Source organism: Pseudomonas sp. R9.37 (assembly GCF_963878885.1).
Classification (GTDB): Bacteria; Pseudomonadota; Gammaproteobacteria; order Pseudomonadales; family Pseudomonadaceae; genus Aquipseudomonas.
On the sequence record NZ_CAWNZA010000011.1, the window covers coordinates 361,360 to 386,012 of the forward strand.

At 60.6% G+C, this 24,653-nt stretch carries 23 protein-coding genes and 1 other RNA gene; 11 read left to right on the forward strand and 13 right to left on the reverse strand.

What is annotated here, in order from left to right:
• Nucleotides 1-3 precede the first annotated feature (3 nt).
• The 4 genes from AACU78_RS08335 to AACU78_RS08350 are packed head-to-tail and all read right to left on the reverse strand — an operon-like array spanning nucleotide 4 to nucleotide 3,566.
• Entirely contained in the window at nucleotides 4-489 is a 486-nt protein-coding gene (locus tag AACU78_RS08335) for a DUF4442 domain-containing protein (protein ID WP_106575771.1), read from the reverse strand.
• Nucleotides 482-1,669, reverse strand: coding sequence for a 2-octaprenyl-6-methoxyphenyl hydroxylase (gene ubiH, locus AACU78_RS08340; protein WP_106575772.1), 1,188 nt, complete (start codon nucleotides 1,667-1,669; stop codon nucleotides 482-484). Before ubiH ends, AACU78_RS08335 begins: the two co-directional genes overlap by 8 nt.
• A complete protein-coding gene (gene pepP, locus AACU78_RS08345; RefSeq protein WP_106575773.1) occupies nucleotides 1,666-2,988 on the reverse strand; it encodes a Xaa-Pro aminopeptidase in 1,323 nt (440 codons plus the stop codon). Before pepP ends, ubiH begins: the two co-directional genes overlap by 4 nt.
• A gap of 20 nt (nucleotides 2,989-3,008) precedes the next feature.
• Entirely contained in the window at nucleotides 3,009-3,566 is a 558-nt protein-coding gene (locus AACU78_RS08350) for a YecA/YgfB family protein (protein WP_106575774.1), read from the reverse strand.
• A 138-nt stretch (nucleotides 3,567-3,704) separates the two neighbouring features.
• Between AACU78_RS08350 and AACU78_RS08355 the strand changes: the two genes are divergently transcribed.
• The 4 genes from AACU78_RS08355 to AACU78_RS08370 all read left to right on the forward strand — a co-directional run bounded on the left by AACU78_RS08355 (nucleotide 3,705) and on the right by AACU78_RS08370 (nucleotide 5,124).
• Nucleotides 3,705-3,914, forward strand: a complete 210-nt coding sequence (locus AACU78_RS08355) for a TIGR02449 family protein (protein ID WP_003177365.1) — start codon at nucleotides 3,705-3,707, stop codon at nucleotides 3,912-3,914.
• Nucleotides 3,911-4,228, forward strand: a complete 318-nt coding sequence (locus AACU78_RS08360; protein WP_003213956.1) for a cell division protein ZapA — start codon at nucleotides 3,911-3,913, stop codon at nucleotides 4,226-4,228. The genes AACU78_RS08355 and AACU78_RS08360 overlap by 4 nt, the downstream gene beginning before the upstream one ends.
• 30 nt (nucleotides 4,229-4,258) lie before the next feature.
• Nucleotides 4,259-4,437: non-coding RNA, 6S RNA (gene ssrS, locus AACU78_RS08365), on the forward strand.
• Between the two features lie 57 nt (nucleotides 4,438-4,494).
• On the forward strand, nucleotides 4,495-5,124 hold the full coding sequence (locus AACU78_RS08370) for a 5-formyltetrahydrofolate cyclo-ligase (RefSeq protein ID WP_106575775.1): 630 nt from the start codon (nucleotides 4,495-4,497) through the stop codon (nucleotides 5,122-5,124).
• Between the two features lie 6 nt (nucleotides 5,125-5,130).
• Here the strand turns inward: AACU78_RS08370 and AACU78_RS08375 are convergent, their stop codons facing one another.
• Nucleotides 5,131-5,280, reverse strand: a complete 150-nt coding sequence (locus AACU78_RS08375) for a hypothetical protein (protein ID WP_010207387.1) — start codon at nucleotides 5,278-5,280, stop codon at nucleotides 5,131-5,133.
• A 194-nt stretch (nucleotides 5,281-5,474) separates the two neighbouring features.
• On the opposite strand from AACU78_RS08375, the gene AACU78_RS08380 reads away from it, so the two are divergent.
• From AACU78_RS08380 to AACU78_RS08395, 4 genes are all read left to right on the forward strand, one after another.
• Nucleotides 5,475-5,924 carry an EVE domain-containing protein gene (locus tag AACU78_RS08380; RefSeq protein WP_106575776.1) on the forward strand — a complete coding sequence of 150 codons (450 nt, stop codon included), beginning with the start codon at nucleotides 5,475-5,477 and terminating at the stop codon, nucleotides 5,922-5,924.
• A gap of 141 nt (nucleotides 5,925-6,065) precedes the next feature.
• Nucleotides 6,066-7,031, forward strand: a complete 966-nt coding sequence (locus tag AACU78_RS08385) for an HlyD family secretion protein (protein WP_106575777.1) — start codon at nucleotides 6,066-6,068, stop codon at nucleotides 7,029-7,031.
• Nucleotides 7,028-9,745: a ribosome-associated ATPase/putative transporter RbbA gene (rbbA, locus tag AACU78_RS08390; RefSeq protein ID WP_106575778.1), complete on the forward strand. Its 2,718-nt coding sequence runs from the start codon at nucleotides 7,028-7,030 to the stop codon at nucleotides 9,743-9,745. Before AACU78_RS08385 ends, rbbA begins: the two co-directional genes overlap by 4 nt.
• The gene (locus AACU78_RS08395) at nucleotides 9,745-10,863 is read left to right on the forward strand and encodes an ABC transporter permease (RefSeq protein WP_106575779.1); all 1,119 of its coding nucleotides are present in this window, start codon (nucleotides 9,745-9,747) and stop codon (nucleotides 10,861-10,863) included. The genes rbbA and AACU78_RS08395 overlap by 1 nt, the downstream gene beginning before the upstream one ends.
• 198 nt (nucleotides 10,864-11,061) lie before the next feature.
• Here the strand turns inward: AACU78_RS08395 and AACU78_RS08400 are convergent, their stop codons facing one another.
• Entirely contained in the window at nucleotides 11,062-11,469 is a 408-nt protein-coding gene (locus AACU78_RS08400; RefSeq protein WP_106575780.1) for a flagellar basal body-associated protein FliL, read from the reverse strand.
• Between the two features lie 150 nt (nucleotides 11,470-11,619).
• Here AACU78_RS08400 and AACU78_RS08405 point away from each other — a divergent pair, with 150 nt between their 5' ends.
• On the forward strand, nucleotides 11,620-12,597 hold the full coding sequence (locus AACU78_RS08405) for an NADPH:quinone oxidoreductase family protein (RefSeq protein ID WP_106575781.1): 978 nt from the start codon (nucleotides 11,620-11,622) through the stop codon (nucleotides 12,595-12,597).
• 293 nt (nucleotides 12,598-12,890) lie between these two features.
• Nucleotides 12,891-14,228 (forward strand): glycerol-3-phosphate transporter, encoded by a 1,338-nt coding sequence (glpT, locus tag AACU78_RS08410; RefSeq protein ID WP_106575782.1) that lies wholly within the window; start codon nucleotides 12,891-12,893, stop codon nucleotides 14,226-14,228.
• On the opposite strand, the gene AACU78_RS08415 is transcribed toward glpT, so the two are convergent.
• Entirely contained in the window at nucleotides 14,225-14,878 is a 654-nt protein-coding gene (locus AACU78_RS08415) for a gamma-glutamylcyclotransferase (RefSeq protein ID WP_106575783.1), read from the reverse strand. The two genes, glpT and AACU78_RS08415, sit on opposite strands and share 4 nt — an antisense overlap.
• A 40-nt stretch (nucleotides 14,879-14,918) precedes the next feature.
• Nucleotides 14,919-17,306 carry a TonB-dependent receptor plug domain-containing protein gene (locus tag AACU78_RS08420; RefSeq protein WP_106575784.1) on the reverse strand — a complete coding sequence of 796 codons (2,388 nt, stop codon included), beginning with the start codon at nucleotides 17,304-17,306 and terminating at the stop codon, nucleotides 14,919-14,921.
• Nucleotides 17,307-17,627: 321 nt separating this feature from the next.
• Between AACU78_RS08420 and AACU78_RS08425 the strand changes: the two genes are divergently transcribed.
• Nucleotides 17,628-18,110 carry a sn-glycerol-3-phosphate transporter gene (locus AACU78_RS08425; RefSeq protein WP_106575785.1) on the forward strand — a complete coding sequence of 161 codons (483 nt, stop codon included), beginning with the start codon at nucleotides 17,628-17,630 and terminating at the stop codon, nucleotides 18,108-18,110.
• Here the strand turns inward: AACU78_RS08425 and AACU78_RS08430 are convergent.
• The 5 genes from AACU78_RS08430 to trxA all read right to left on the reverse strand — a co-directional run bounded on the left by AACU78_RS08430 (nucleotide 18,107) and on the right by trxA (nucleotide 24,583).
• Nucleotides 18,107-19,075: a CDP-6-deoxy-delta-3,4-glucoseen reductase gene (locus AACU78_RS08430; RefSeq protein ID WP_106575786.1), complete on the reverse strand. Its 969-nt coding sequence runs from the start codon at nucleotides 19,073-19,075 to the stop codon at nucleotides 18,107-18,109. The genes AACU78_RS08425 and AACU78_RS08430 overlap by 4 nt on opposite strands.
• Nucleotides 19,075-20,541 (reverse strand): 4-hydroxy-3-polyprenylbenzoate decarboxylase, encoded by a 1,467-nt coding sequence (gene ubiD / locus AACU78_RS08435; protein WP_106575787.1) that lies wholly within the window; start codon nucleotides 20,539-20,541, stop codon nucleotides 19,075-19,077. The genes AACU78_RS08430 and ubiD overlap by 1 nt, the downstream gene beginning before the upstream one ends.
• Before the next feature lie 59 nt (nucleotides 20,542-20,600).
• A complete protein-coding gene (locus AACU78_RS08440; RefSeq protein WP_106575788.1) occupies nucleotides 20,601-22,604 on the reverse strand; it encodes an acyltransferase family protein in 2,004 nt (667 codons plus the stop codon).
• A 155-nt stretch (nucleotides 22,605-22,759) separates the two neighbouring features.
• Entirely contained in the window at nucleotides 22,760-24,019 is a 1,260-nt protein-coding gene (gene rho / locus AACU78_RS08445; protein ID WP_003176825.1) for a transcription termination factor Rho, read from the reverse strand.
• Nucleotides 24,020-24,253: 234 nt separating this feature from the next.
• Nucleotides 24,254-24,583 carry a thioredoxin TrxA gene (gene trxA / locus AACU78_RS08450; RefSeq protein WP_106575789.1) on the reverse strand — a complete coding sequence of 110 codons (330 nt, stop codon included), beginning with the start codon at nucleotides 24,581-24,583 and terminating at the stop codon, nucleotides 24,254-24,256.
• Between the last annotated feature and the right edge of the window lie 70 nt (nucleotides 24,584-24,653).

Below are 24,653 nucleotides of genomic sequence, written 5' to 3' on the forward strand. Positions count from 1 at the left end.
GCTTTAAGCCTGCTTTGCTGGCGGCTTGCGCCGCACGTAAAGGGTTTTGTCGACCCGCGCCACCAGAGTGCCGGAGCCGTCATGAATCTGTACTTTGAGGAGGGGCAAATACTTCTCGCCGCCTTCGGTTTGCCGGCGAATCTCGTCCAGCAAGGCCTCGTCGATGGAAAACTCAGCGTAGACCGAGCCTTTGCCCGGCGACACGAAGTCGATGCTCGCAGCTTTATCCCAGACGATGTAGTCGCGCCCCAGGTTCTCCATCAACAGCAACATGTAGAACGGATCGACCATCGAATACAGGCTGCCGCCAAATTGCGTACCGACGTAATTGCGGTTGTACCAGCCCAGGCCCATGCGCACCTTGGCATGGCGAAAATCGGCGCTGAGGACCTGCACCCGAATTCCCGCGCCCAGGTACGGCGGGTACAGGGACAGCACCCAGCGCAACAGCCGCGCCTTGCCCAGGCGTCGGGTCAGCCAGTTACGCATCAGGGCGTGTGCCCAGGCCCATGGCCTGACGGGCGAACCAGCGTTTGGCGGGCGGCAACAAATCCAGGCCCAGCAGGCCCATGTTACGGCCCAATGCCACTAACGGTTGCGCGCTGCCAAACAGTCGGGTCACTTGATCGGAAAAACCTACGGTCAGTTGCTGGTCCTGGTGCTGGCGCTCGCGATAGCGTTGCAAGGTTGCCAGGTCGCCGGGCACTGCCGGCCCGGCCAGCAAGGCCTCGGCCAAGGCGTTCGCGTCGCGCAGGGACAAGTTGAAACCCTGCCCGGCAATCGGGTGCAGGCTGTGGGCGGCATTACCGAGGATCGCCAGGTGCGAGCGCACTTGTTCTTCGGCCTCCACCAGCGTCAGCGGGTACAAATGGCGGGCGCCAACTTGTTTCAGCGTGCCCAGGCGGTAGCCGAACACGCCCTGCAATTCACTCAGGAAACTGCGCTCATCGAGGTTGGCCAGGCGCTGGGCGTCCATGCCGATGCGCGTCCATACCAGCGCGCAACGGTTGTCCGGCAGCGGCAGCAAGGCCATTGGGCCTTCGTCGGTAAAGCGCTCGAACGCCTCGCCATTGTGCGCCTCGCTTGGAGTGATGTTGGCGATCAGCGCGCTCTGGTTGTAGGGCCGGGTTTTCACGCCGATGCCCAATTGCTCGCGCAAACCGGAGCGGCCGCCATCGGCCAATACCGCAAGGTCGCATTCGAGCACGGTTTCGTCGTTGAGCGTCAGGCGATACCCGTCGGGCAGTGGCTCCATGCGGGTGACTTCCGCCGGGCAGCGCCAACTGACCACTTGTTTGTCCAAACCTTGCCACAGGCACTGGCCAAGCCAGGCATTTTCCACCACGTAGCCGAGGGCCGGCACGCCCTCCTCCATGGCAGACAAGCGTGCGGTGGAGAAACGGCCACGGTCCGACACGTGAATCTGTTTGATCGGCTCGGCGCGGCGGGAGATGTCCTGCCACACACCCAAGCGCTGATAAATCTGCCGGGCGCCGTAGGACAACGCCGAAGAACGCGCGTCGTAGCTCGGTTGGTAACTGTCGCCTGGCGCGAACGGTTCGATCAGCACGATTTTCCAACCCCGTGCCTTGGCACCCGCCTGCAAGGCCAACGCCAGGCTGGCGCCTACCAGTCCGCCGCCGATGATGGCCAGGTTGACCCGGCTCATCGGGCAGCCGCCATCAGCGCTTCGATGTCAGCGACAGTCTTGGGCACGCCGCCGGTCAGAATTTCACAGCCTTGCTTGGTCACTACCACGTCGTCCTCGATGCGTACGCCAATGCCACGCCATTTCTTCGCCACGTTCTGGTTGTCCGGCGAAATATAGATGCCGGGTTCCACGGTCAACGCCATGCCGACTTCCAGCACCCGCCATTCGCCGCCCACCTTGTATTCGCCCACATCATGCACGTCCATGCCCAGCCAATGGCCGGCGCGGTGCATATAAAAAGCGCGGTAGGCTTCGCTGGCGATCAACTCGTCGACATCGCCTTGCAGCAGTCCCAGCTTTACCAGCCCGGCGGTGATGACGCGCACCGTCGCCTCATGGGCCTGGTTCCAATGTTTGTTCGGCGCGATCTCGGCAAAGGCGGCTTCCTGGGAGGCCAGCACAATCTCGTAGATCGCCTTTTGCTCGGGCGAAAACCTGCCGTTGACCGGCCAGGTGCGGGTGATGTCGCTGGCGTAGCAGTCGATCTCGCAACCGGCGTCGATCAGCACCAGGTCGCCGTCCTTGAGCACGGCGTCATTCTGCTGGTAATGCAGGATGCAGCTGTTACGCCCGGCAGCGACGATGGAGCCATAGGCCGGCATCTTCGCGCCGCCCTTGCGGAATTCGTAATCCAGCTCGGCTTCGAGGCTGAACTCATATAACCCGGCGCGGCTGGCCTGCATCGCCTTGACGTGCGCCGCGCAGGAAATTCGCGCGGCCTCGCGCATCACCTTCACTTCTGCCGCCGATTTATACAGGCGCATGTCGTGAAGCAGGTGATCCAGGGCAACAAACTCGTTCGGTGGCTGGGCGCCCAGGTGCGCTTTAGAGCGGATCACGTTGATCCATTCCATCACGTGCCGGTCGAATTCGGCGTTGCTGCCCATGGCCGAATACACCCGGTCACGGCCTTCGATCAGGCCGGGCAGGATGTCGTCGATATCGGTGATGGGAAACGCGTCGTCGGCGCCAAAGTCACGGATCGCGCCTTCGGTGCCAGCGCGCAGGCCGTCCCACAATTCGCGCTCGGCATTGCGCTCGCGGCAGAACAGCACGTACTCGCCGTGCTGGCGACCGGGCATCAGCACGATCACCGCTTCCGGTTCAGGGAAGCCGCTCAGGTATTGAAAGTCGCTGTCCTGGCGGTAAACATGCTCCACATCACGGTTGCGGATCGCCACGGCGGCGGCCGGCAGAATTGCGATGCTGTTGGGTTCCATCTGCGCCATGAGCGCCTTGCGGCGACGGGTGTATTCCGCTTTCGGGATATGGATCATGGGCAGATGGGCTTCCTTTCTTAGTGCAGCGACGGCTTGGGTGCGGCTGGCTCAGCGGCCTTTTTGGTCTCGGTGAACAGCAGCAGTGGCGCGACGCGCAGGTATTCCATGACTTCCATGTAATCGCCTTCGCCGTCTTCGGACTCTTCCAGGGCGTCTTGCACCTGGGAAATAGCCGCCAGGTCCTGCAGCACTTCCTTGGCGTCGGTGCTCAGTTCCAGGCCGCCGGCGTTCACGCCGAAACCGTGGAGGAAACCCTGGCACCATTGGCCCAGTGCGGCAGCGCGCTCGGTCAGCGGCGCGTCGTCGGTCGGCAGCAGCAGAACCACGGTGACGTCATCACCGGTCAGCTCGCCTTTGACCATCTCTTGCAGGCCGATCAGCGCGTTACGCACGTTCTCGGTCGGCTCGGTTTCCAGCAGCTCGGCCACATCAGCCAGCCAATTGTCGGCATCAAAGCCAACACCGGTGCAGCTGCGGCCCAACAACACGCCGTGCAGTTCGGCAGGCGAGCAAGGATGACCGCTGGTGCTCAGCAGTTTGGAAAAAGCGTCGTACGGGGAGTTCTGAATAGGCATGGTGAGCTAGGCGCCAGACGGCGCAATGTCTAGAATGAAGCGCTGTATCCTAGCACCGGCAGACGTACCAAGACTATCGAGGGCGTCAGATCGTTTATCCTGCAGTTGCCATTCATCAGACAAATCCAGTGGAACCCAATGGAAGACACCGACCTGCAAGCGCTGATGGCCAGACTCGAATTGCTAATTGATCGGGTCGAGCAACTTAAGAGTCAAAACGGACTCCTATTAGCTCAGGAAAAGACCTGGCGCGAGGAACGCGCTCACCTCATTGAAAAAAACGAAATCGCCCGGCGTAAGGTCGAATCGATGATTTCGCGCCTGAAGGCCCTGGAGCAAGACTCATGAGTTCAAGCAATAGCGTTACCGTGCAGATCCTCGACAAAGAATATTCGATCATCTGCCCCCAGGAAGAACGCAGCAACCTGGTGAGTGCTGCCCGCTACCTGGATGGCAAGATGCGTGAAATCCGCAGCAGCGGCAAAGTCATCGGCGCCGATCGTATCGCCGTGATGGCCGCGCTGAACATTACCCACGATTTGCTGCATAAGCAGGAACGGCCTGACGTGCAGGCCAGCGGTTCGACGCGCGAGCAAGTGCGCGACCTGCTGGAACGGGTTGATCTGGTACTTTCTACCGATCCAGAGCCACCCAAGGGCTGATTGCCGAGTCTGTTTAAGGTATACTCGCCCCACTCCCTGGCGTGTTTGCCAGTCGGCGATGTCCCTGAGCCGATTCGCACTACCCTGGAAGTTGCACGTTGGGCTGGTGTGCATGTCCGCTAGACGGAAAGCCTTAAAGCCTACTGCATCTTCCACCTTGAACTTTCGGGTTCAAGGGCTAAGTCGACAGCGGCTCTGTCGGGGAGCCTGAATTCCAAACTCAATGCCAGTCCTCGGACTGGCATTGTTTTATGAGCCGAAAAACCATGACCGAACCTGCGCCGCTTTCCCGTCCGCAACTTCGACGCATGTTGCGCAAAGCCCGCCGCGAACTGACGCCGAGCGAGCAGCGCAAGGCCGCCCTTGGCCTGTATCGGCAACTGGCGCAGCACCCGCTGTTTCGCCGGGCTAAACATATTTCCTTATATCTACCGACGGACGGTGAAATCGATCCGCGCCTGCTGCTGCGCGCCGCTCAGCGCCGGGGCAAGGCCACCTACCTGCCAGTGCTCAGCGCCTGGCCGCGAACCAAGATGGTGTTCCAGCGGGTGCGGCCTGGGGACAAGTTGTCGCCCAACCGTTTTCGTATCCTGGAGCCGCGCGTGAATGCCAATCGCCAGCGCCCCGTCTGGGCACTCGACCTGGTGCTGCTGCCGCTGGTGGGGTTCGATGATGTGGGTGGGCGTCTGGGCATGGGCGGTGGGTTTTACGACCGCAGCCTGGCCTACCTCGCCAGGCGCCAGAGTTGGCGCACGCCCGCGCTGCTGGGGCTGGCCCATGAATGTCAGAAAGTCGAGCGCCTGGCGCAGGCAAGCTGGGATGTGCCGCTGGCAGGCACCGTCACGGATAAGCAGTGGTATGTCGCACAAACGTCGCTGGAACCAGCGACGCCTTGAAGGGTGTTAACGCTTGAACGGTTGTGGCTGCTGCTGAGCCAGTTCAACCGGCGCATCGGTCTTGTTCGACCACAAGCTCTGGGCATACCCGGTGGTCACGACGCCCAGACCAAACAAAATAACCAAAATCCATAGTAAATCCGGTTTACGTTGCATCGATTGCCCCCCTTCAGGCACCTCGTACACGATGACAACAACGTTCCAAAGTAGTCCGTTGCAGCTGCGTCAAGCTTAAAAGCGCGCATTCTGCGGTAACGTGAACCAACACGCAAACCTTGGCGCCAACCGACTGTCGGTTTGTCATGGGATTGCCCGACAACTTGCCCAATGCCTTTTTCAGGAGCCCAACAATGGCCTACTGGCTGATGAAATCCGAGCCCGACGAACTCTCCATCAAGGGCCTGGAAACGCTCGGCGAAGCCCGCTGGGACGGCGTGCGCAATTACCAGGCACGCAATTTCCTGCGCGCCATGGCCGTCGGTGACGAGTTTTTCTTTTACCACTCCAGCTGCCCCGAGCCCGGCATTGCCGGCATCGGCAAGATCGTCGAAGCAGCCTACCCGGACCCGACAGCGCTGGAGCCGCAAAGCCACTATTTCGACGCCAAGGCCAGCCCGCAGAAAAATCCGTGGAGTGCAATCAACGTCGCCCACGTCGAAACCTTCGCAAAGGTGCTGGGCCTGGGCTATCTGAAACAACAAAGCGCCCTCGCCGAGTTGCCCTTGGTGCAAAAAAGCAGCCGACTGTCGGTGATGCCGGTGACCGCCGAGCAGTGGGCGGCGGTGCTGGCGCTGCGCTGAAAGGGCAGAACCCTGCGGTCACACTTCTGGCGCATGCATCTGCGTGCCAAGCGGGTTAGGCTTGCGCTTCATTTGACCGGTATCAACGGCCGCTCCGGCGCTATCGGTCAAACTAGGATGCTAATGCCGCAGGATGCAGCCATGTCTACGAACCATCATATGTCGCGCCTTTTCGCCATCGCCCTGATCGTCCTGTTACTGGGCGCAGGCGGCTTCGGTTACTGGCGATCGACCCAGGACCGCCTGCCCGAAGGCTTGAGCATGGGCAATGGCCGCCTGGAGTCCACCGAAGTACAGATCGCCGCCAAGATCCCAGGGCGCCTGGCCGAAGTGCGCGTGGATGAAGGCGACAAAGTGCTCAAGGGCCAATTGCTCGCGCGCATGGACACACGCACCCTCGAAGCCCAGCGCGCCCAGGCCGAAGCCGAAGTGCTGCGCACCAAAGAAAACTTCGCCGCCGCCCAGGCCAACGTGCAGTTGCGCCAAAGCGAGCAACTGCTGGCCAATCAGGAACTCAAGCGCACCCAGGAGCTGTACAAGCGCGGCTTCGCCAGCAGCCAGTTGATTGACCAACAACAAGCACGCCAGAACACCGGTAATGCCGCGGTGATCGCCGCGCAAGCCCAGGTCAACTCGGTGAAGGCTGCCATCGGCGCCGCACAGGCCCAGGTTGCGCAGCTCACCAGCGAAATCGACGACAGCAGCCTGCGCGCGCCCATCGACGGCATTATCCAATTGCGCCTGGCCGAGCCAGGTGAAGTGCTCGGCGCGGGCGGTCGCGTGTTGCTGCTGATCGATCCGAATGACCAGTACATGAACCTCTACCTGCCTGCCTCTGTCACCGGTCGCCTGACCGTCGGCAGTGACGCGCGCATTCTGCTCGACGCCCTGCCCCAACAACCGCTGCCGGCCAAAATCAGCTTTGTCGCGGCTAAATCGCAGTTCACGCCCAAGGAAGTGGAAACCCGCGACGAACGCCAGAAGCTGGTGTTTCGCGTCAAACTGCGCCTGACCCAACCCAGTGCCGTACCGCAAGCCAAACCGGGCATGCCCGGCGCCGGCTACGTGCGCACGGCGGATATCGACTGGCCGGCCAACCTGCAATGACCGGCCTGGCGCTGCACGCCACGGGCATCAACCATCGCTACGGCAAGCAACAGGCACTGGTCGACATTGCCTTCAGCCTGCCCGCCGGCACGCGCTGCGGGTTGATCGGTCCGGACGGCGCGGGCAAATCGAGCTTGCTGGGGTTGATCGCCGGGGTTAAAAAACTTCAAGACGGGCAGCTCGAAGTGCTCGGCGGCTCCATCGAGGATCGCCGCCACCGCAACAGCCTGTACCCGCGTATTGCCTTCATGCCCCAAGGCCTGGGTGGCAACCTGTATCCGGAATTGTCCATCAGCGAGAACATCCGCTTCTTCGCCACACTGTTCGGCCTGTCGAAAGGCGATTGCGAACAGCGCATGCACAACCTGCTGCTGGCCACCGACCTTGCACGCTTCGCCGAGCGCCCGGCCGGCAAGTTGTCCGGCGGCATGAAACAGAAACTCGGCCTGTGCTGTGCACTGATCCACGACCCGGACCTGTTGATCCTCGACGAGCCCACCACCGGCGTCGACCCGCTGTCGCGCCGACGCTTTTGGGAACTGGTCGAAAGCGTGCGCAGCGAGCGCCCGCAACTGACGCTGCTGGTGGCTACGGCCTACATGGAAGAAGCCGAGCAGTTCGAACATTGCCTGATGCTCGACCGCGGCAAACTCATCGCCGATGGCCTGAGCCGCGAACTGGCAGCCGCGACACCCAGCGGCAAACTCGATGAAGCCTTTACCCATTTCCAGGGCGACAGCGCCCACAACAATCAGCCGTTGGTGATCCCGCCGCGCGAAAGCGGCAACACCGATATCGCCATCGAAGCCCACGACCTGACCCTGCGCTTTGGTGATTTCACGGCGGTAAACAAGGTCAGCTTCGCGATTGGTCGCGGTGAGATTTTCGGCTTTCTCGGCTCCAACGGCTGCGGCAAGACCACCACCATGAAAGTCCTCACCGGGCTGATGCCGGCCACCGAGGGCAGTGCCACGCTGCTCGGCAACCCGGTGAATGCCAAGGACCTGGCGACCCGCAAGCGCGTTGGGTTCATGTCGCAAAGTTTCTCGCTGTACGGCGAACTCAGCGTTCGCCAGAACCTGGTGTTGCACGCGCAGCTATTCGATTTGCCCAAGGCCGACAGCGGCCCGCGTATCGATGAGTTGATTCAGCGCTTCGACCTCGGCGAGGTGGCCGAGCAGCCTTCCGGCGAATTGCCCCTTGGCCTGCGCCAGCGCTTGTCATTGGCCGTGGCGGTGCTGCATCGCCCGGAAGTGCTGATCCTCGATGAGCCCACCTCGGGCGTCGACCCGGCGGCGCGGGATGACTTCTGGCGACTGCTCATCGAGCTGTCCCGCGAACAAGGCGTGACGATCTTCCTGTCCACCCATTTCATGAACGAAGCCCAGCGCTGCGACCGCATCTCTCTGATGCACGCGGGTAAAGTGCTGGCATGTGACACACCCGACGCCCTGCAACAGCAATTTCACGGCGACACCCTGGAAGCCGCGTTCGTCACCTGTCTGGAGCAAGCTCAAGGCGCTCCCGAACGCGCAGCACCCAGCAGCACCGTCAGCGAAACCAGTGCGCCGCCCGTGAGCAAACGTGGTTTCAGTCTTTCTCGGCTGTTGGCCGTGGCCAGCCGCGAAGGCAAAGAGCTACTGCGCGACAAAGTGCGCATGGCCTTTGCCCTGCTCGGGGCGATGTTCATGATGGTGATCTTCGGCTACGGCATTTCCCTGGACGTGGAAAACCTCGCCTTCGCCGTCTATGACCAGGACCAGACCCCGCAAAGCCGCGCCTACCTGGAAGCCTTCCGCAGCTCGCGCTATTTCGCCGAACAGGCGCCCATTCGCGATGCCAACGAACTGCATCGGCGCCTGCAACGTTCGGAAATCAAACTCGCCCTGGAAATCCCGCCCGGCTTTGGCCGTGACCTCTACGCCGGCCGCCAACCCACCGTGGCGGCGTGGATTGACGGCGGCATGCCGTTTCGCGCGGAAACCAGCCGTAATTACGTGGAAGCGGTACACCAAGGCAACCTCCAGCAACTGGCCGACCTGAGCAGCCTGCCCCGCAGCACTCAAGCCGCGGCCAAGCTGGAAACGCGCTTTCGCTACAACCAGGACGTGGTCAGCGTGAATGCCATTGGCCCCGGCGTGATGGCGCTGATCCTGGCGTTTATCCCGGCGATGCTCACCGCGCTGGGCATCGTGCGCGAAAAAGAGCTGGGCTCGATCACCAATTTCTATGCCACGCCCCTGACCCGACTGGAATTTCTGCTGGGCAAGCAGGCGCCGTACCTGGCCGTTAGCCTGGTCAACCTGGCGTTACTGGTGGCCATGAACCGTTGGTTGTTCGGCGTGCCGTTCAAGGGCAGCGGCCTGGCGCTGGCATTCGGCGGCCTGTTGTATGTGTTGGCCACCACCAGCATGGGCTTGCTGATTTCGGCGTTCACACGCACGCAGATCGCGGCAATCCTGGGCACCATGATCATCACCAGCCTGCCGACCATCCAGTTCTCCGGGCTGATCGTGCCGCGCTCATCCCTGGAGGGCGCGGCCGCGCTGATGGGCATGCTGTTTCCGGCCGGGCACTTTCTGGATATCGCCGTGGGCACCTTCACCAAGGCCCTCGACCTGCGCCAGTTGTGGCCGCAATGCCTGGCGCTGTTCGGGTTTTTTGTCGGGTTCACCGGCCTGAGCCTGATCATGCTCAAGAAGCAGGAGGCCTGATGCACAAGCTCGCTCATATCCTGCGCCTGGGCTTCAAGGAATTGACCAGCCTGCGCCATGACAGCGTATTGCTGCTGTTTCTGGCCTACGCCTTTACAGTCGCGATCTACATGCCCGCCGCCGGTTCGGTGATTGGCGTGCACAACGCCAGCGTGGCCTTTGTCGATGAAGACCACAGTGCGCTCTCGCGGCGAATGGCCGAGGCGTTGCAACCGCCCGAATTCCAGCCGCCTGCGCCGCTGGCCTACGACCAGCTGGACAAGGTCATGGACAGCGGCGAGTACACATTCGTGATCAACGTGCCGGCCAATTTCCAGGCCGACCTGCTGGCCGGGCGCCAGCCAGGTGTGCAGGTCAACGTGGATGCCACGGCGATGAGCCAGGCGTTTATGGGCGCAGGTTACATCGGCAGGATTTTTCAGCGCGAATTGCTCAACTACAGCGGCCAAACCGACGCCAGCCAAAAGGCGCCTGCACTGCTGACCACCCGCGCGCTTTTCAATACCAACCTGGAAGGCGGCTGGTTTCTGGCGGTGATCCAGATCGTCAACAACATCACCATCCTCGCGATTGTGCTGACCGGCACCGCGCTGCTGCGCGAACGCGAGCACGGCACCCTCGACCATTTGCTGGTGCTGCCGCTGACCGCGCTGGAAATCATGCTGGCAAAAATCTGGAGCAACATGCTGGTGGTGGTGCTGTGCACGTGGCTGTCGCTGGAGCTGGTGGTCAAAGGCCTGCTCGGCGTGCCGTTGGCCGGCTCCTTGAGCCTGTTTCTGTTTGTGACGGCGCTGTATTTGTTTGCGAGCACCGCGCTGGGGATATTCCTCGCCACTCTCGCCCGTTCGACGCCGCAGTTCGGGCTGCTGGCGATTCCGGTGATCATCCCGATGCTGTTGCTGTCGGGCGGCAGTACGCCGTTGGACAGCATGCCCGAGTGGTTGCAATGGGTGATGCAGGGATCGCCGTCGACACACTTTGTGAGTTTGAGCGCGGCGATTCTGTTCAGGGACGCAGGCGTGAGCGTGGTGTGGCCGGATGTGCTGGCGCTGGCGGGGATTGGGTTAGTGTTTTTTGCAGTGGCACTGGCACGGTTCAGAAAGAGCCTGGCCTCTTAATTGTGGCGAGCGGGCGTGTTGTGGCGAGCGGGCTTGCCCCCGCGTTGGGCTGCGCAGCAGCTCCCTTCAAAGTCAGCGCATTGGTTCAGGTGTACCGAGTCGTATGGTTGGGGGCGGCTTCGCCACCCAACGCGGGGCAAGCCCGCTCGCCACGACAAACCTGCTTGCCACGACACGCCCGCTCGCCACATGGAACCGTTACTGGATGATCAAGTTGTTGAACAACAGGTCTTCCACCACCGGTTTGCCGGTCTCGTCGTTCATCACTTGCTGGGTTTGCTTGAGGGCTTCCTGGCGCAGCTTTTCCTTGCCCTCAACGGTGCTCATGGCCTCGTTGGTCTGCTGGGTGAACAACGCCACCAGTTGGTTACGAATCAACGCATCGTTGGCTTTGACCGCAGCGGCGGCTTCAGGCCCGGTCACGCGCAGGGCAATGTCGGCCTTGAACACCTTGAGCTTTGCGGAGCCGTCCAGGCCATAGTTGCCCACGAACGGCGGCGTCAGGCTGATGTAGCTGACCTTCGGTGCCTCGCCTTCTTTCGCTTCTTCGGCCTGGGCTGCCATCGGCAAGGTCAGGGCGAGCATCAACAGGATCCACGCTTTCACAGTTCATTCCTCAAATTCGGTTGCCGGGTAGCATAACGCTAGCAAGGCTGAGCACAAGCTTATGGCGACTTATCAGGCCTGGGCATGCTCGTTGACCCACGGGCGTACCCTCCTACACTTATCGGCCATGACGCCAAAAGGAATAGTCCGATGAAAGCTGTGCTGTGCAAAGCCTTCGGCCCCGCCGAAACCCTGGTGCTGGAAGAGATCGCAAGCCCCACGATCAAGAAGAACGAAATCCTGCTGGACGTGCACGCGGCCGGGGTCAATTTCCCGGACACCTTGATCATCGAGGGCAAATACCAGTTCAAGCCGCCCTTCCCGTTCTCGCCGGGTGGCGAAGCGGCGGGCGTGATCAGTGAAGTGGGCGAGAAGGTCAGCCATTTGAAAGTCGGCGACCGGGTCATGGCGCTGACCGGCTGGGGCAGCTTTGCCGAGCAGGTCGCGGTCCCCGGCTACAACGTGCTGCCGATCCCGCCGAGCATGGATTTCAACGTCGCGGCCGCGTTCAGCATGACTTACGGCACCTCGATGCATGCCTTGAAACAACGGGCCAACCTGCAGCCCGGCGAAACCCTGTTGGTGCTCGGCGCGTCTGGCGGCGTGGGCCTGGCCGCCGTGGAAATCGGCAAGGCCATGGGTGCCCGCGTGATCGCCGCCGCCAGCAGCGCCGACAAACTCGCCGTGGCCAAGGCGGCCGGTGCAGACGAGTTGATCAACTACAGCGAAGCCAGCCTCAAGGATGAGATCAAGCGCCTGACCGACGGCAACGGTGTCGATGTGATCTACGACCCGGTGGGCGGCGATCTGTTTGACCAGGCCGTTCGCGGCATCGCCTGGAACGGCCGCCTGTTGGTGGTGGGTTTTGCCAGTGGGCGTATTCCCGAGCTGCCGGTGAACCTGGCGCTGCTCAAAGGTGCGTCGGTGGTCGGGGTGTTCTGGGGTTCGTTTGCCCAGCGCCAGCCGCAGGACAATGCGGCGAATTTCCAGCAACTGTTCACCTGGTACGCCGAGGGCAAGTTGAAGCCGCTGGTGTCGCAGGTGTATCCGCTGGAGCAGGCTGCCCAGGCGATCAATGATCTGGGGCAGCGCAAGGCGGTGGGCAAGGTCGTCGTCCAGACCCGCTGACTGATCTGAAACGCAGTCAATGTGGGAGCGGGCTTGCTCGCGAAGGCGGTCTGTCAGCGATACATGTTCTGACTGACCCAGCGCTTTCGCGGGCAAGCCCGCTCCCACATTTGGATTCCCATCGTTCTGCAGAACGCAATCACGACCCACACTTACCTATTAGCGACATGTTCATAAGAGAACATGCAATAGCTCCGATTTCCTGTGTTTGCAGATAAGAGGCGATGCTATTTTCGGTAACGAAACTGTAACATTCGCATCCGCAGTCAAAACAAGAAATTTGGAGCTCTTGAATGTTTGCTTTCTTTCGTCCTGCCGCACACCAGGCGCCTCTGCCTGAAGAAAAAATAGACAGTACCTACCGACGGCTGCGCTGGCAGATCTTCGCCGGTATTTTCTTTGGTTACGCCGGTTACTACCTGCTGCGCAAAAACTTCTCGCTGGCCATGCCGTACCTGATCGACGAGGGTTACACCCGTGGTGAGCTGGGCCTGGCGATGTCGGCGATTGCGATTGCCTACGGCTTGTCCAAATTCCTCATGGGCCTGGTGTCCGACCGCTCCAACCCACGCTATTTCCTGCCCTTCGGGCTGCTGATATCGGCCGGGGTGATGTTCATTTTCGGTTTCGCGCCTTGGGCCACGTCCAGCGTGACCATGATGTTCATTTTGCTGTTCATCAACGGCTGGGCTCAGGGCATGGGCTGGCCGCCGAGCGGACGCACCATGGTGCACTGGTGGTCGCAGAAAGAACGCGGCGGCGTGGTGTCGGTATGGAACGTGGCGCACAACGTCGGCGGTGGCCTGATCGGCCCGCTGTTCCTGCTGGGCATGGCCTGGTTCAACGACTGGCACGCAGCGTTCTATGTGCCGGCGACCGTGGCATTGCTGGTGGCGGCGTTTGCCTTCATCACCATGCGTGACACCCCGCAATCGGTCGGCCTGCCGCCAATCGAGGCATACAAAAACGACTACCCGGAAGGCTACGACGCCAGCCACGAAGACGAATTCAGCGCCAAGGAAATCTTCGTCAAGTACGTGCTGCGCAACAAAATGCTGTGGTACATCGCCTTCGCCAACGTCTTCGTCTACCTGCTGCGCTACGGCGTATTGGACTGGGCGCCAACGTACCTCAAGGAAGCCAAGCACTTCGACGTGGATAAAACCTCGTGGGCATACTTCTTCTACGAGTGGGCGGGTATTCCGGGCACGCTGCTGTGCGGCTGGATGTCGGACAAGATCTTCCGTGGCAACCGCGGCCTGACCGGCATCGTGTTCATGGCATTGGTCACCGTGGCGACCCTGGTTTACTGGCTCAACCCGCCAGGCAACCCGATGATCGACATGATCGCGCTGTTCTCCATCGGCTTCCTGATTTACGGCCCGGTGATGCTGATCGGCCTGCAGGCGCTGGAACTGGCGCCGAAAAAAGCTGCGGGCACCGCTGCGGGTTTCACGGGCTTGTTCGGTTACCTGGGCGGTTCAGTGGCAGCGAGTGCGGCCATGGGCTACACCGTGGACCATTTCGGCTGGGACGGCGGTTTTGTGTTGCTGGTAGGCGCGTGTCTGTTGGCGATTGCCTTCCTGATCCCAACGCTGTGGCACACCAACAGCGTCAGCGCAGCGCGTTAACCGCCTGAGCAATCCCTTGCACAACGCTTGAGCCGCGCCTCCAGATTTTTATCTGGCATGGCGTGGCTACGCAGGGCGTTAACGGTCTGCTCGACATAATCGCGCGTGGTGCCGTAACGCCCGCAAGCGCTTTCCAGTACGTGATTGAGCACGATATCGGGCAAGTTGCCGGCATAACTGGGCAAATGCCGCTCCAACACAAACCCCAACGCTTGTACCTGACTGCCATCTTCCAGACGGCAGCTGAGCCAGTGCGGCCGGTATGAGGGATACGGCATCTCGCGCTGCCACAGGGCGTAAAGCGAGGCCTCCAGCTGATCCTCCGGCAAGCGGTAGGCAAACCCGCTGCATGAGCCGCCGCGATCCAGTCCGAACACCAACCCCGGCAACTCCGGCGTACCCCGATGCTCGTGTGACCACAGGTACAAACCCCGGTGATAGCCGTGAACCCGTGCGCGCATGCGCTGGGTCGACGAGCATTCGGGGCGCCAGATCAGCGAACCATAAGCGAACAGCCAGACCGGCCCACCCTTGTGCTTGGCCATGGTGGCCTGCATCGAACTCATTAATTGCTCGTGAGTCAGTTGCGGCCCCAGATCGAGCCGCGGAGGGTAAGCCAATTGCAAAAGATCGGTTTCAATAACGGTCATGGCGGATCGCTTAGGTCTCCTTTATCACTCAAATAAGCTGTTACCAGTTGTAAGCAACTTTACCGTAATAAAACGCGCCGCTGTAACCGTACGGCGAAAAAGTGCTATAGGCGAGGTTGCCGCCACTGCTGGCGTAAGCGTTGACCTTTTCCGGGTATTTATCGGTGACGTTGTCGCCGCCCAGGGTGAAGGTCCAGTTCTTGAGCTTGTAGTCCGCCGACAGGTCCAACACCCAGGCGGCCTTGAAGGTCTGGTCGTTGACCTTGTCCGCCTGATAACTGGTGAATTCACCGTAGCGAACCAGGTTGCTGTGCAGCGCCCAATGGCCATAGGTGAAATCGTTACCCAGGCTCAGTTTGTGCTGAGGCGTGGTGTCGCCGAGCAAACCGATGCGCTCACGACGGTCCACCCGCACCAGGTTGGCGCCCAGGCTGTCCAGAATCGCCGGGTTAGGCTTCACGTCGGTCACTTTGGTGTGGTTGTAGTTGTAGCCCACGGTGCTGTTCCAGCGGATGCCGTTATCGAACGGGTAGCGATAGTTGGCCACCAGATCGACGCCGTCGGTGCTGGTGTCGGTGGCGTTGGTGAAGTAACGGGCGCTGGTGTAGTTGATATTGCCTACCCCATTGGCTTGCAGGTAGGCGATGGTGGCCGGGTTGAGATTGAGGTTGGACGACAGGCTGATGCGATCGCGGATATCGATCCGGTACACGTCGAGCGTCACGGTCAAGTCATCGGCAGGCTCCAGCACCAGGCCAAGGCTGTAGTTGCGCGACTTCTCGGCTTTCAGGTCTTCGGCGCCAAGCAGGCGGGCCACCTGGCTGTTGGCCGGGAACGTGCCGGCTTCCTGAATGGTGTTACCGATCAACTGGGACGAGGTGTAGGCAAAGTTCTGCTGGGCCAGGGAAGGTGCGCGAAAGCCGTTCGAGATGCTGCCACGCAAGGCCACTTGCGGGGTGAAGTCATAACGGGCCGACAGCGAACCGCTGACGTTGGACCCAAAGTCGCTGTAGTCCTCATGACGCACGGCGGCCGAGGCGCTGAGTTTTTCGGTGAAGTTGGTTTCCAGGTCCAGGTACTGCGCCCAGCTATGCCGCGCGCTGCTGCCGGCGTCGGCATCACGAAAACCACCCAGGCCCGAGCTGCCGCTTTGATAGTAGGACGCAGGTTCTCCGGCTTCGATTTCATAGCCCTGGCGCAGGTACTCGCCGCCAAACGCCACCGACACCGGGTACGGCAGGAAGCCCACGTCGAATTCGCGCGACAGGTCCAGGCTGACTTGCTTCTGGTCATTGCTCAGGGTGCCGTTGTCGAACTTGCGCGGCGTGGCCAGGCCCAGTGAGGTGTTGATGGTTTCGGTGCTCAGCTCGTACTGGTTCTTGCCGTAGTTGGCCGACAGGTCGTAATGCCAGTCGTAAGCCAGCAAGCCGCGCAGGCCGACGACCAATGAGGTGTCTTCCAGGTTGCCTTTGATCAACGGCAGATAACCATTAGGGTTCAGCGCCGGGATGTTATTGGACGCATTGCTCGCCCGGTAGAACGCCGCCGTCTCGCCGCGACGCTTGCTGTAGCCGCCGAAGGTGTAGAACTCGGCTGCATCGTTGAAGGAATATTCCGAGTTGAACTGGAATTTGCCTTCATTGGTGGCCGGTTCGCCCTGACGGAACACGCGCTGGCCATACGTGGTGGAACCGATGCTGCCTGGACGGAAGTCGTCGCCGGCGCGGTTGGTGTAATCGTTGTCGGCACTTTCGCCCGAGACATTGATAAAGCCATTGTCGCCCAAGGCAAACCCGGTATTGCCGCTGACATTGCGCTGGATGCCATCACCCTTTTTGTATTCGCCGAACTTGGTCGAGATCGAACCGCCGTGGTCGTCGTGCTTGAGGATCACGTTGATCACGCCGGCGATCGCGTCAGAGCCATAACGCGCTGACGCGCCGTCACGCAGCACTTCGATGTGGTCGACTGCCGACAACGGGATCGCATTCAAATCCGCCGGCGCCGAGCCACGCCCCACCGCCCCGCCAAGGTTGACGAAGGCGCTGGTGTGGCGGCGTTTGCCATTGACCAGCACCAGCACTTGATCCGGCGACAGACCGCGCAGTTGCGCAGGGCGCACCAGTTCGGCGCCGTCCACCAGGCTCGGACGCGGGAAGTTGATCGACGGAATCAGGCGCGCCAACACAGCGCCCAGCTCATCGGAGCCGGTGCTGCGCAGGCTGTCGCCGGAAATCACATCAATGGGCGACAGCGAAGCACTGGCCGTGCGCTCTTGGGCGCGAGTGCCGGTGACGATGACGGTGTCGAGTTTTGGTGCGTCGGTGGTCGCTGTCTGCGCAGCCATGACGGGATTGAATCCCACAGCAGTCAGCAAATTGGCCGACAAAATCGCTGTGTACAGCGCGTGTTTCTTGTAGCTCCCCATACCGCTCCCCTCAGAATCAAACATCAGAACGTCATGCTCTGAGTTCCTACGATCGATCCGGCTGGCGGGCGGTGGCGGTCAGTTATTGGTTATTGGCAGATAGTCGGTAGTCCGTTGAGATATAGCTTAATGATATTTATGTAACAAATTAAATACCTTTAAAGCATAAGCAAAAGCATAAGCGCCGCACCTGTTCATCAGGATTGGGGCCAGCAATCCCGGTAATTTCAGCCGCGGTTCAGCCTGACAACGCGCCAAGCCCTCAAAATAGCGCACAGCACGACCCACTTAGCCGTCCAACCGCCTATCGAGGTCGCACCCATGAAGAAGTTTCGATTGCCCAGCCTGTTGTTCCTGGCCCAGGCCACCACCGCACTGGCGGCCGAAGTACCGCCGGCTGATGAAAACAAGGGGTTCTGGTACGCGCAGACCAGCGTCTACACCCGGCATTTCGCGCCCGACCCTAAGCACAACAACAACCAGGACCTGATCGGCCTGGAGCGCAATGAGGCGTCAGGTTTTGTGTATGGCGCGGCGACATTTCGCAATTCGTTCAGCCAACGCGCTTACTACGCCTATGCAGGCAAGCGCTATGACATGGCCGACTATCCGGTGTATGTGAAACTCACGGGCGGGTTATTGCAGGGCTATCGCGGCGAGTACCGCGACAAGATCCCGTTGAACCGTTTCGGCGTTGCGCCGGTGATCATCCCGTCCGTGGGTGCCCACTATGGGCCGGTAGCAGCAGAGCTGGTGTTACTGGGCTTTAATGCCGCGATGGTCACCACCGGCGTGCGCTTTTAAGGGCGCGGTGCGTAGGCGAACACATCGGCGCGCATCTGGTGCGCATCCATACCCGCTTCAACCAGCGCATCCAGCGTGCCGTAGATCATCGCCGGCGAGCCACTGGCGTAGACATGCACGGCTTTAAGGTCGCTGATGTCTTCACACACCGCTTCATGCAGGAGGCCGCAACGGCCTTCCCAACCACAGAGGTCGCTGACCACTTTGTGCAGGAACAGGTTGGGCAGTTTCAGCCACTGGTCCCAGTGCTCGATTTCGTAGAAGTCTTCCGGGCGGCGCACGCCCCAGTACAGGTGCACCGGGTGCTTGAAGCCAGAGGCGCGGCAATGCTCGATCAGGCTGTGCATCTGCGCCATGCCGGTGCCGGCGGCGATCAATACCAGCGGCCCGTCCGGCAGTTCAGCCAGGTGGGTGTCGCCAAACGGCAATTCGATGCGAGCCATCTGATTACGCTGCAACTGTTCGAGCAGGTTACGCGCGCTGTCCTCACGGGCCAGCACATGCAATTCCAGCTCACGCCCGGCGTGGGGCGCCGAGGCCAAAGAAAACGCCGACTTCTCGCCATTCTCCCGCTCGATCATCAGGTATTGCCCGGCGTGGTAACGCACCGGCTTGCCGGCCGGAGCCCGCAGGCGCACGCGCCATACATCGCCACCGACTTCCACGCACTCACTCAATTGGCACGACAACTTGCGCAACGGCAACTCTCCCGGCGCCAGCACGCCATCCCACAACACAACGCAATCTTCCAGCGGCTCGGCGATGCAGGTGTAGAACTCACCATGGTCGCGCACCTCGCCGGCTTGCTGTACCCGCCCTTCTACCAGCAGCGCCGCGCACACATGGCACACGCCATTGCGACAGGCTTGCGGGCACTCGTAGCCCAGGCGGCGCGCACCTTCGAGGATCCGCTCGCCAGGGACCAGTTCCAGTACAGCGCCGGAAGGTTGCAGGGTTACACGCATCAATCTATTCCCAATTCTTTCCAGATTGCATCGACACGCGCGGTCACGGCGTCATCCTTGACGATTACCCGGCCCCATTCGCGGGTCGTTTCACCCGGCCATTTGTGGGTGGCATCCAGGCCCATTTTCGAGCCCAGGCCTGACACTGGCGATGCGAAGTCGAGGTAGTCGATCGGCGTGTTGTCGATCATCACCGTGTCGCGCTTGGGGTCCATGCGCGTGGTGATGGCCCAGATCACGTCGTTCCAGTCCCGGGCATTGATGTCGTCGTCGGTGACAATAACGAACTTGGTGTACATGAACTGTCGCAAAAACGACCACACACCGAGCATTACCCGCTTGGCGTGGCCCGGGTACGACTTCTTCATCGTCACGATGGCCATGCGGTACGAGCAGCCTTCCGGCGGCAGGTAGAAGTCGGTGATTTCCGGGAATTGCTTCTGCAGGATCGGCACAAACACTTCGTTGAGCGCCACGCCCAGGATGGCCGGCTCATCCGGCGGACGGCCGGTGTAGGTGCTGTGGTAGATCGGTTTGATCCGATGGGTAATGCGCTCGACGGTGAACACCGGGAAGCTGTCGACTTCGTTGTAGTAGCCGGTATGGTCGCCGTAAGGGCCTTCATCGGCCATTTCGCCCGGATGAATCACGCCTTCAAGGATGATTTCGGCGGTGGCCGGCACTTGCAGGTCGTTGCCGCGGCACTTCACCAGTTCGGTACGGTTACCGCGCAGCAAGCCGGCGAAGGCATATTCAGAGAGGCTGTCGGGCACTGGCGTGACGGCGCCGAGAATGGTCGCCGGGTCAGCGCCCAGGGCCACGGAAACCGGGAACGGCTTGCCTGGGTGTTTTTCGCACCACTCACGAAAGTCCAGTGCGCCGCCACGGTGGCTCAGCCAGCGCATGATCACCTTGTTGCGGCCGATCACCTGCTGACGGTAGATGCCGAGGTTCTGGCGGTCTTTGTTCGGGCCTTTGGTGACGGTCAGGCCCCATGTGATCAGCGGGCCGACGTCGCCCGGCCAGCAGGTCTGCACAGGCAGCATGCCGAGGTCGACGTCATCGCCTTCGATGACCACTTCCTGGCACACGGCGTCTTTGACCACCTTGGGCGCCATGGCGATGATCTTGCGGAAGATCGGCAGCTTCGACCAGGCATCCTTGAGGCCCTTGGGTGGCTCGGGCTCCTTGAGGAAGGCCAGCAGCTTGCCGATCTCGCGCAGCTCGCTGACCGACTCGGCGCCCATGCCAAAGGCAACACGGTCGGGCGTGCCGAACAGGTTGCCGAGCACCGGAATATCAAAGCCGGTCGGGTTTTCGAACAGCAGCGCCGGGCCCTTGTTACGCAGGGTACGGTCGCAAATCTCAGTCATTTCCAGCACCGGGGAAATCGGCACCTGGATACGTTTCAACTCTCCGCGCTGCTCAAGTTGCTGCACGAAATCCCGAAGATCCTTGAATTTCATTAACCATGCCACTCGTAAAATAGGCGTACATCCTACCTGCTCTTACGAGCGCTGGCAGCTTATTGCACATCATTGCGGCTTACATCTGTTTGCACCGAGGCCTGGCGCAGGGTGCGGAAGAACGGCTCCAGGAACCCTTCCACATACCGCGTGCCCACGCTTGAGAGGTGGTTGTCATCGGTATACAGCGACTGGCCGCCGAGTTCGACGCGACACCACCCATTGGTGTCGCACAGCTTCGGCGCCGGGTCCAGTAGTTGAACACCTGGATCGGCCGCTGCGATCTGCTCAAAGACACCGCTGATGAAGGTTTGGCGCTGCAGGTGTTCGGCCAGGGGCAAGCCTTCGCGGTCGGTCGGGCGCCCCAACATGGCCAAACGGCTAAGCCGGTACGGCACATTGAATTCCTGCAGCGGCACTTCCTTGACCAGCCATACACGATGACCACCGGCGCGTAATTGCTGCACCAAGGTATTCAAACCCTCGCTGAATAGCTGCTCAGCCACGGCGCGGTCATATTTCCCCGTCGCCGGGTCATGGATCGACGCACCGGTATCACCGGAGCGCTGCCCATACACGTAGAGGCTCCAGCGCGCCACCAGCACCACATCACTGAAGGGCTCGCGCTTGAGCAACTGCGTAACGCGCTCGTTGAACGCCCCGCACCCTGGGGTGTTTTCTTTGCGGTAGAACGGCAGGCAACCGGCGTAGCCCGCCTGGGTGATGCTGAAGTCGTACTGTTTTGAAGCATCGCTCAATGCCGGAATCAACGCCGAGGCATGGCTGTCGCCCCAGACCAGCGCCTTGGCCGTGGCCGCCTGCGGACCAAAATGGCATAACTCACGGTGCTTGTTTTTCTTGTCGTCCGACAAACAGTTCATAAGCGTGGGACTCCAGGTGTACGCCTGGGCAAATTGCAGCGCCTGAGGCGGCAGCCGCCACGCAAAACCATCCGACCACACCAGGCTCTTGCCGATCAGGCCGAGGCTGACGAGCGCCATGACGCCCGCGGCCAGGATTGCCCGATTGCCCGCCAACAGACGCCGCTCGCGAAAGGGCCCCTCAACGAATCGCCAGGACCCATAGCCCAGTAACAGGCTCAGGAAAAACAGGCCCGCAACCTCCACAGGTGCCAGGCCGAAAATGCTGGCGTACTTGCCAAACACCAGCACCGGCCAGTGCCACAGGTACCAGGAATAGGAAATCAGCCCTACACCCACCAGCACACGGCTACCCAACAACCGGCCTACCAGTGTGCTGTGCTGACCGTTGGCCCAAATAAGCCCCACCACACCCACTACCGGCAACAGCGCTGCAACCCCTGGAAAGGCGGTGCTGGCGTCATAACCCAGTACCGCCACCAGAATCATTCCCAGGCCGATCAAGCTGACGGTCTGCGCCAGCATCGGGCTTGCGCGCTGCGCCCGCGCCGGCATTACCGCCAGCATGGAGCCCGCCAACAACTCCCAGGCCCGCATCGGCAGCAGGAAAAAGGCCTTGTCCGGTTCTCGGGACACCGCCCACACGCTGGCAGCAAATGAGGCGAGCATCAGCACAAACAAGGCACCACGCCATTGCTTGAGCCGGCTCGACAGCAGCGCCAGCAAGAGTGGGAAACCGATGTAGAACTGCTCTTCAACCGAAAGCGACCAGGTGTGCAGCATCGGCTTCATATCGGAGGCTGTATCGAAATAGCCGTCCTGACGCATAAAGAAGAGGTTGGAGATGAAGATCACTTGGTTGTGAATCGAGCGTCCCAGCTCTGAATAGTCCTTGGGCGCCATCAAAAACCAGCCAACCACCAATGACACGAACATCATGACGACCAGTGCCGGCAGGATGCGCCGGGCCCGGCGAGCCCAGAAATCGAGAAAACTGAAACGCCCGGCTTCACGCTCGCGCCAGATAATCGAAGTGATCAGAAACCCTGAAATCACAAAGAACACATCAACGCCAACAAAGCCGCCAGTGACGCCTGGTACTCCAAAATGGAACAGCACAACAGCCAGGACAGCGATGGCACGCAGGCCGTCAATGTCCCTTCGGTAAGCAAGAGCGGTCATAAATCGTAGGTCAGCCTGATTCGAATGGGAATGAGCGTAGCCGCACTCAGTTTTTTTGTTTCTTAACTGACACTATTGTCCTGCAAAGCTCTCTTTCTCAACACAAAAAAATGGCGCCCCGAAGGGCGCCATTTTTTCGGACCTGGAGCGTCGTGTTACTTACGCTTCATCGACAGGAAGAACTCGTCGTTGGTCTTGGTGGTTTTCAGCTTGTCGATCAGGAACTCGATGGCGGCGACTTCGTCCATCGGGTGCAGCAGCTTGCGCAGGATCCACATGCGCTGCAGTTCGTCGTCGGCGGTCAGCAACTCTTCGCGGCGGGTGCCGGAGCGGTTGATGTTGATCGCAGGGAACACACGCTTCTCAGCGATACGACGGTCAAGCGGCAGTTCCATGTTGCCGGTACCCTTGAACTCTTCGTAGATCACTTCGTCCATCTTCGAGCCGGTTTCAACCAGCGCGGTGGCGATAATGGTCAGCGAGCCGCCTTCTTCGATGTTCCGCGCAGCACCGAAGAAACGTTTTGGTTTCTCCAGGGCGTGGGCATCGACACCACCGGTGAGCACTTTGCCGGAGCTTGGGATCACGGTGTTGTAGGCACGGGCCAGACGGGTGATGGAGTCGAGCAGGATCACCACGTCTTTCTTGTGTTCGACCAGGCGCTTGGCCTTCTCGATCACCATTTCGGCAACCTGCACGTGGCGGGTTGGCGGCTCGTCGAACGTGGAGGCAACCACTTCGCCGCGCACAGTGCGCTGCATTTCGGTTACTTCTTCCGGACGCTCATCGATCAGCAACACGATCAGGTGAACTTCCGGGTTGTTACGAGCGATGTTCGCTGCAATGTTCTGCAGCATGATGGTCTTACCGGCTTTCGGCGGTGCGACGATCAGACCGCGCTGGCCTTTACCGATCGGGGCGCACAGGTCGATGACACGACCGGTCAAGTCTTCGGTGGAACCGTTACCGGCTTCCATCTTCATGCGCACAGTCGGGAACAGCGGGGTCAGGTTCTCGAAGAGAATCTTGTTTTTCGCGTTCTCGGGACGGTCGAAGTTGATCGTGTCGACCTTGAGCAGGGCGAAATAACGCTCGCCTTCCTTAGGAGGGCGGATCTTGCCAACGATGGTGTCACCGGTGCGCAAGTTGAAGCGACGGATCTGGCTCGGCGAGACATAGATGTCGTCTGGGCCGGCAAGATAGGAAGCGTCTGCAGAGCGGAGGAAGCCGAAGCCGTCCTGGAGAATCTCCAGCACGCCATCACCGGAGATTTCCTCGCCGCTTTTCGCGTGCTTTTTGAGCAGGGAGAAAATCACGTCCTGCTTGCGCGAACGGGCCATATTTTCTATGCCCATTTCTTCGGCCAATTGGAGCAGGTCGGTAATCGGCTTTTGCTTGAGTTCAGTCAGATTCATATAGGAATGACGTAATCATTTATGGAGGGGGGAAATTAAGCTTTTGGCTTAATGAGGCCGCGCCGCAGAGAAGGCGACAGGATCGCGTACTAATCGAAAAGGAATGCGTCGGCGACGGCTTGCAGGGGGCAGTGGAGAAACCAGTGCGGGGCCGAATGTACCACCTGAGTTTCGGAGCGTCTAGCCCTGTTTCACGAAAAAGCCCCGCAATTTGCGGGGCTTTTTTGACGACGCTTAAATGTTCGCGTCGAGGAAAGCTTGCAGCTGGGACTTGGACAGCGCGCCTACTTTAGTGGCTTCGACGTTGCCGTTCTTGAACAGCATCAGGGTCGGAATACCACGCACGCCGTGCTTGGCCGGAGTCTCCTGGTTATCGTCGATGTTCAGCTTGGCGATGGTCAGCTTGCCGTCGTAGGTGGTTGCAATGTCGTCCAGAACAGGGGCGATCATTTTGCAAGGGCCGCACCATTCAGCCCAGTAGTCAACCAGGACCGGGCCTTGAGCCTTGAGTACTTGTTCCTCAAAGTTCGCGTCGGTGACGTGCTTGATAAGATCGTTGCTCATGGATGTCTCCGGATTGTAAGCAAAAAAAACGTGGCCCATCATAGCCGCCCTTCCCCCGTTCAGGAAGCCG

Coding starts and splice junctions, on each gene's coding strand:
- AACU78_RS08335 (WP_106575771.1), bottom strand. CDS start 489: ATGCGTAACTGGCTGACCCGACGCCTGGGCAAGGCGCGGCTGTTGCGC.
- ubiH (WP_106575772.1), bottom strand. CDS start 1,669: ATGAGCCGGGTCAACCTGGCCATCATCGGCGGCGGACTGGTAGGCGCC.
- pepP (WP_106575773.1), bottom strand. CDS start 2,988: ATGATCCATATCCCGAAAGCGGAATACACCCGTCGCCGCAAGGCGCTC.
- AACU78_RS08350 (WP_106575774.1), bottom strand. CDS start 3,566: ATGCCTATTCAGAACTCCCCGTACGACGCTTTTTCCAAACTGCTGAGC.
- AACU78_RS08355 (WP_003177365.1), top strand. CDS start 3,705: ATGGAAGACACCGACCTGCAAGCGCTGATGGCCAGACTCGAATTGCTA.
- AACU78_RS08360 (WP_003213956.1), top strand. CDS start 3,911: ATGAGTTCAAGCAATAGCGTTACCGTGCAGATCCTCGACAAAGAATAT.
- AACU78_RS08370 (WP_106575775.1), top strand. CDS start 4,495: ATGACCGAACCTGCGCCGCTTTCCCGTCCGCAACTTCGACGCATGTTG.
- AACU78_RS08375 (WP_010207387.1), bottom strand. CDS start 5,280: ATGCAACGTAAACCGGATTTACTATGGATTTTGGTTATTTTGTTTGGT.
- AACU78_RS08380 (WP_106575776.1), top strand. CDS start 5,475: ATGGCCTACTGGCTGATGAAATCCGAGCCCGACGAACTCTCCATCAAG.
- AACU78_RS08385 (WP_106575777.1), top strand. CDS start 6,066: ATGTCTACGAACCATCATATGTCGCGCCTTTTCGCCATCGCCCTGATC.
- rbbA (WP_106575778.1), top strand. CDS start 7,028: ATGACCGGCCTGGCGCTGCACGCCACGGGCATCAACCATCGCTACGGC.
- AACU78_RS08395 (WP_106575779.1), top strand. CDS start 9,745: ATGCACAAGCTCGCTCATATCCTGCGCCTGGGCTTCAAGGAATTGACC.
- AACU78_RS08405 (WP_106575781.1), top strand. CDS start 11,620: ATGAAAGCTGTGCTGTGCAAAGCCTTCGGCCCCGCCGAAACCCTGGTG.
- glpT (WP_106575782.1), top strand. CDS start 12,891: ATGTTTGCTTTCTTTCGTCCTGCCGCACACCAGGCGCCTCTGCCTGAA.
- AACU78_RS08415 (WP_106575783.1), bottom strand. CDS start 14,878: ATGACCGTTATTGAAACCGATCTTTTGCAATTGGCTTACCCTCCGCGG.
- AACU78_RS08420 (WP_106575784.1), bottom strand. CDS start 17,306: ATGGGGAGCTACAAGAAACACGCGCTGTACACAGCGATTTTGTCGGCC.
- AACU78_RS08425 (WP_106575785.1), top strand. CDS start 17,628: ATGAAGAAGTTTCGATTGCCCAGCCTGTTGTTCCTGGCCCAGGCCACC.
- AACU78_RS08430 (WP_106575786.1), bottom strand. CDS start 19,075: ATGCGTGTAACCCTGCAACCTTCCGGCGCTGTACTGGAACTGGTCCCT.
- ubiD (WP_106575787.1), bottom strand. CDS start 20,541: ATGAAATTCAAGGATCTTCGGGATTTCGTGCAGCAACTTGAGCAGCGC.
- AACU78_RS08440 (WP_106575788.1), bottom strand. CDS start 22,604: ATGACCGCTCTTGCTTACCGAAGGGACATTGACGGCCTGCGTGCCATC.
- rho (WP_003176825.1), bottom strand. CDS start 24,019: ATGAATCTGACTGAACTCAAGCAAAAGCCGATTACCGACCTGCTCCAA.
- trxA (WP_106575789.1), bottom strand. CDS start 24,583: ATGAGCAACGATCTTATCAAGCACGTCACCGACGCGAACTTTGAGGAA.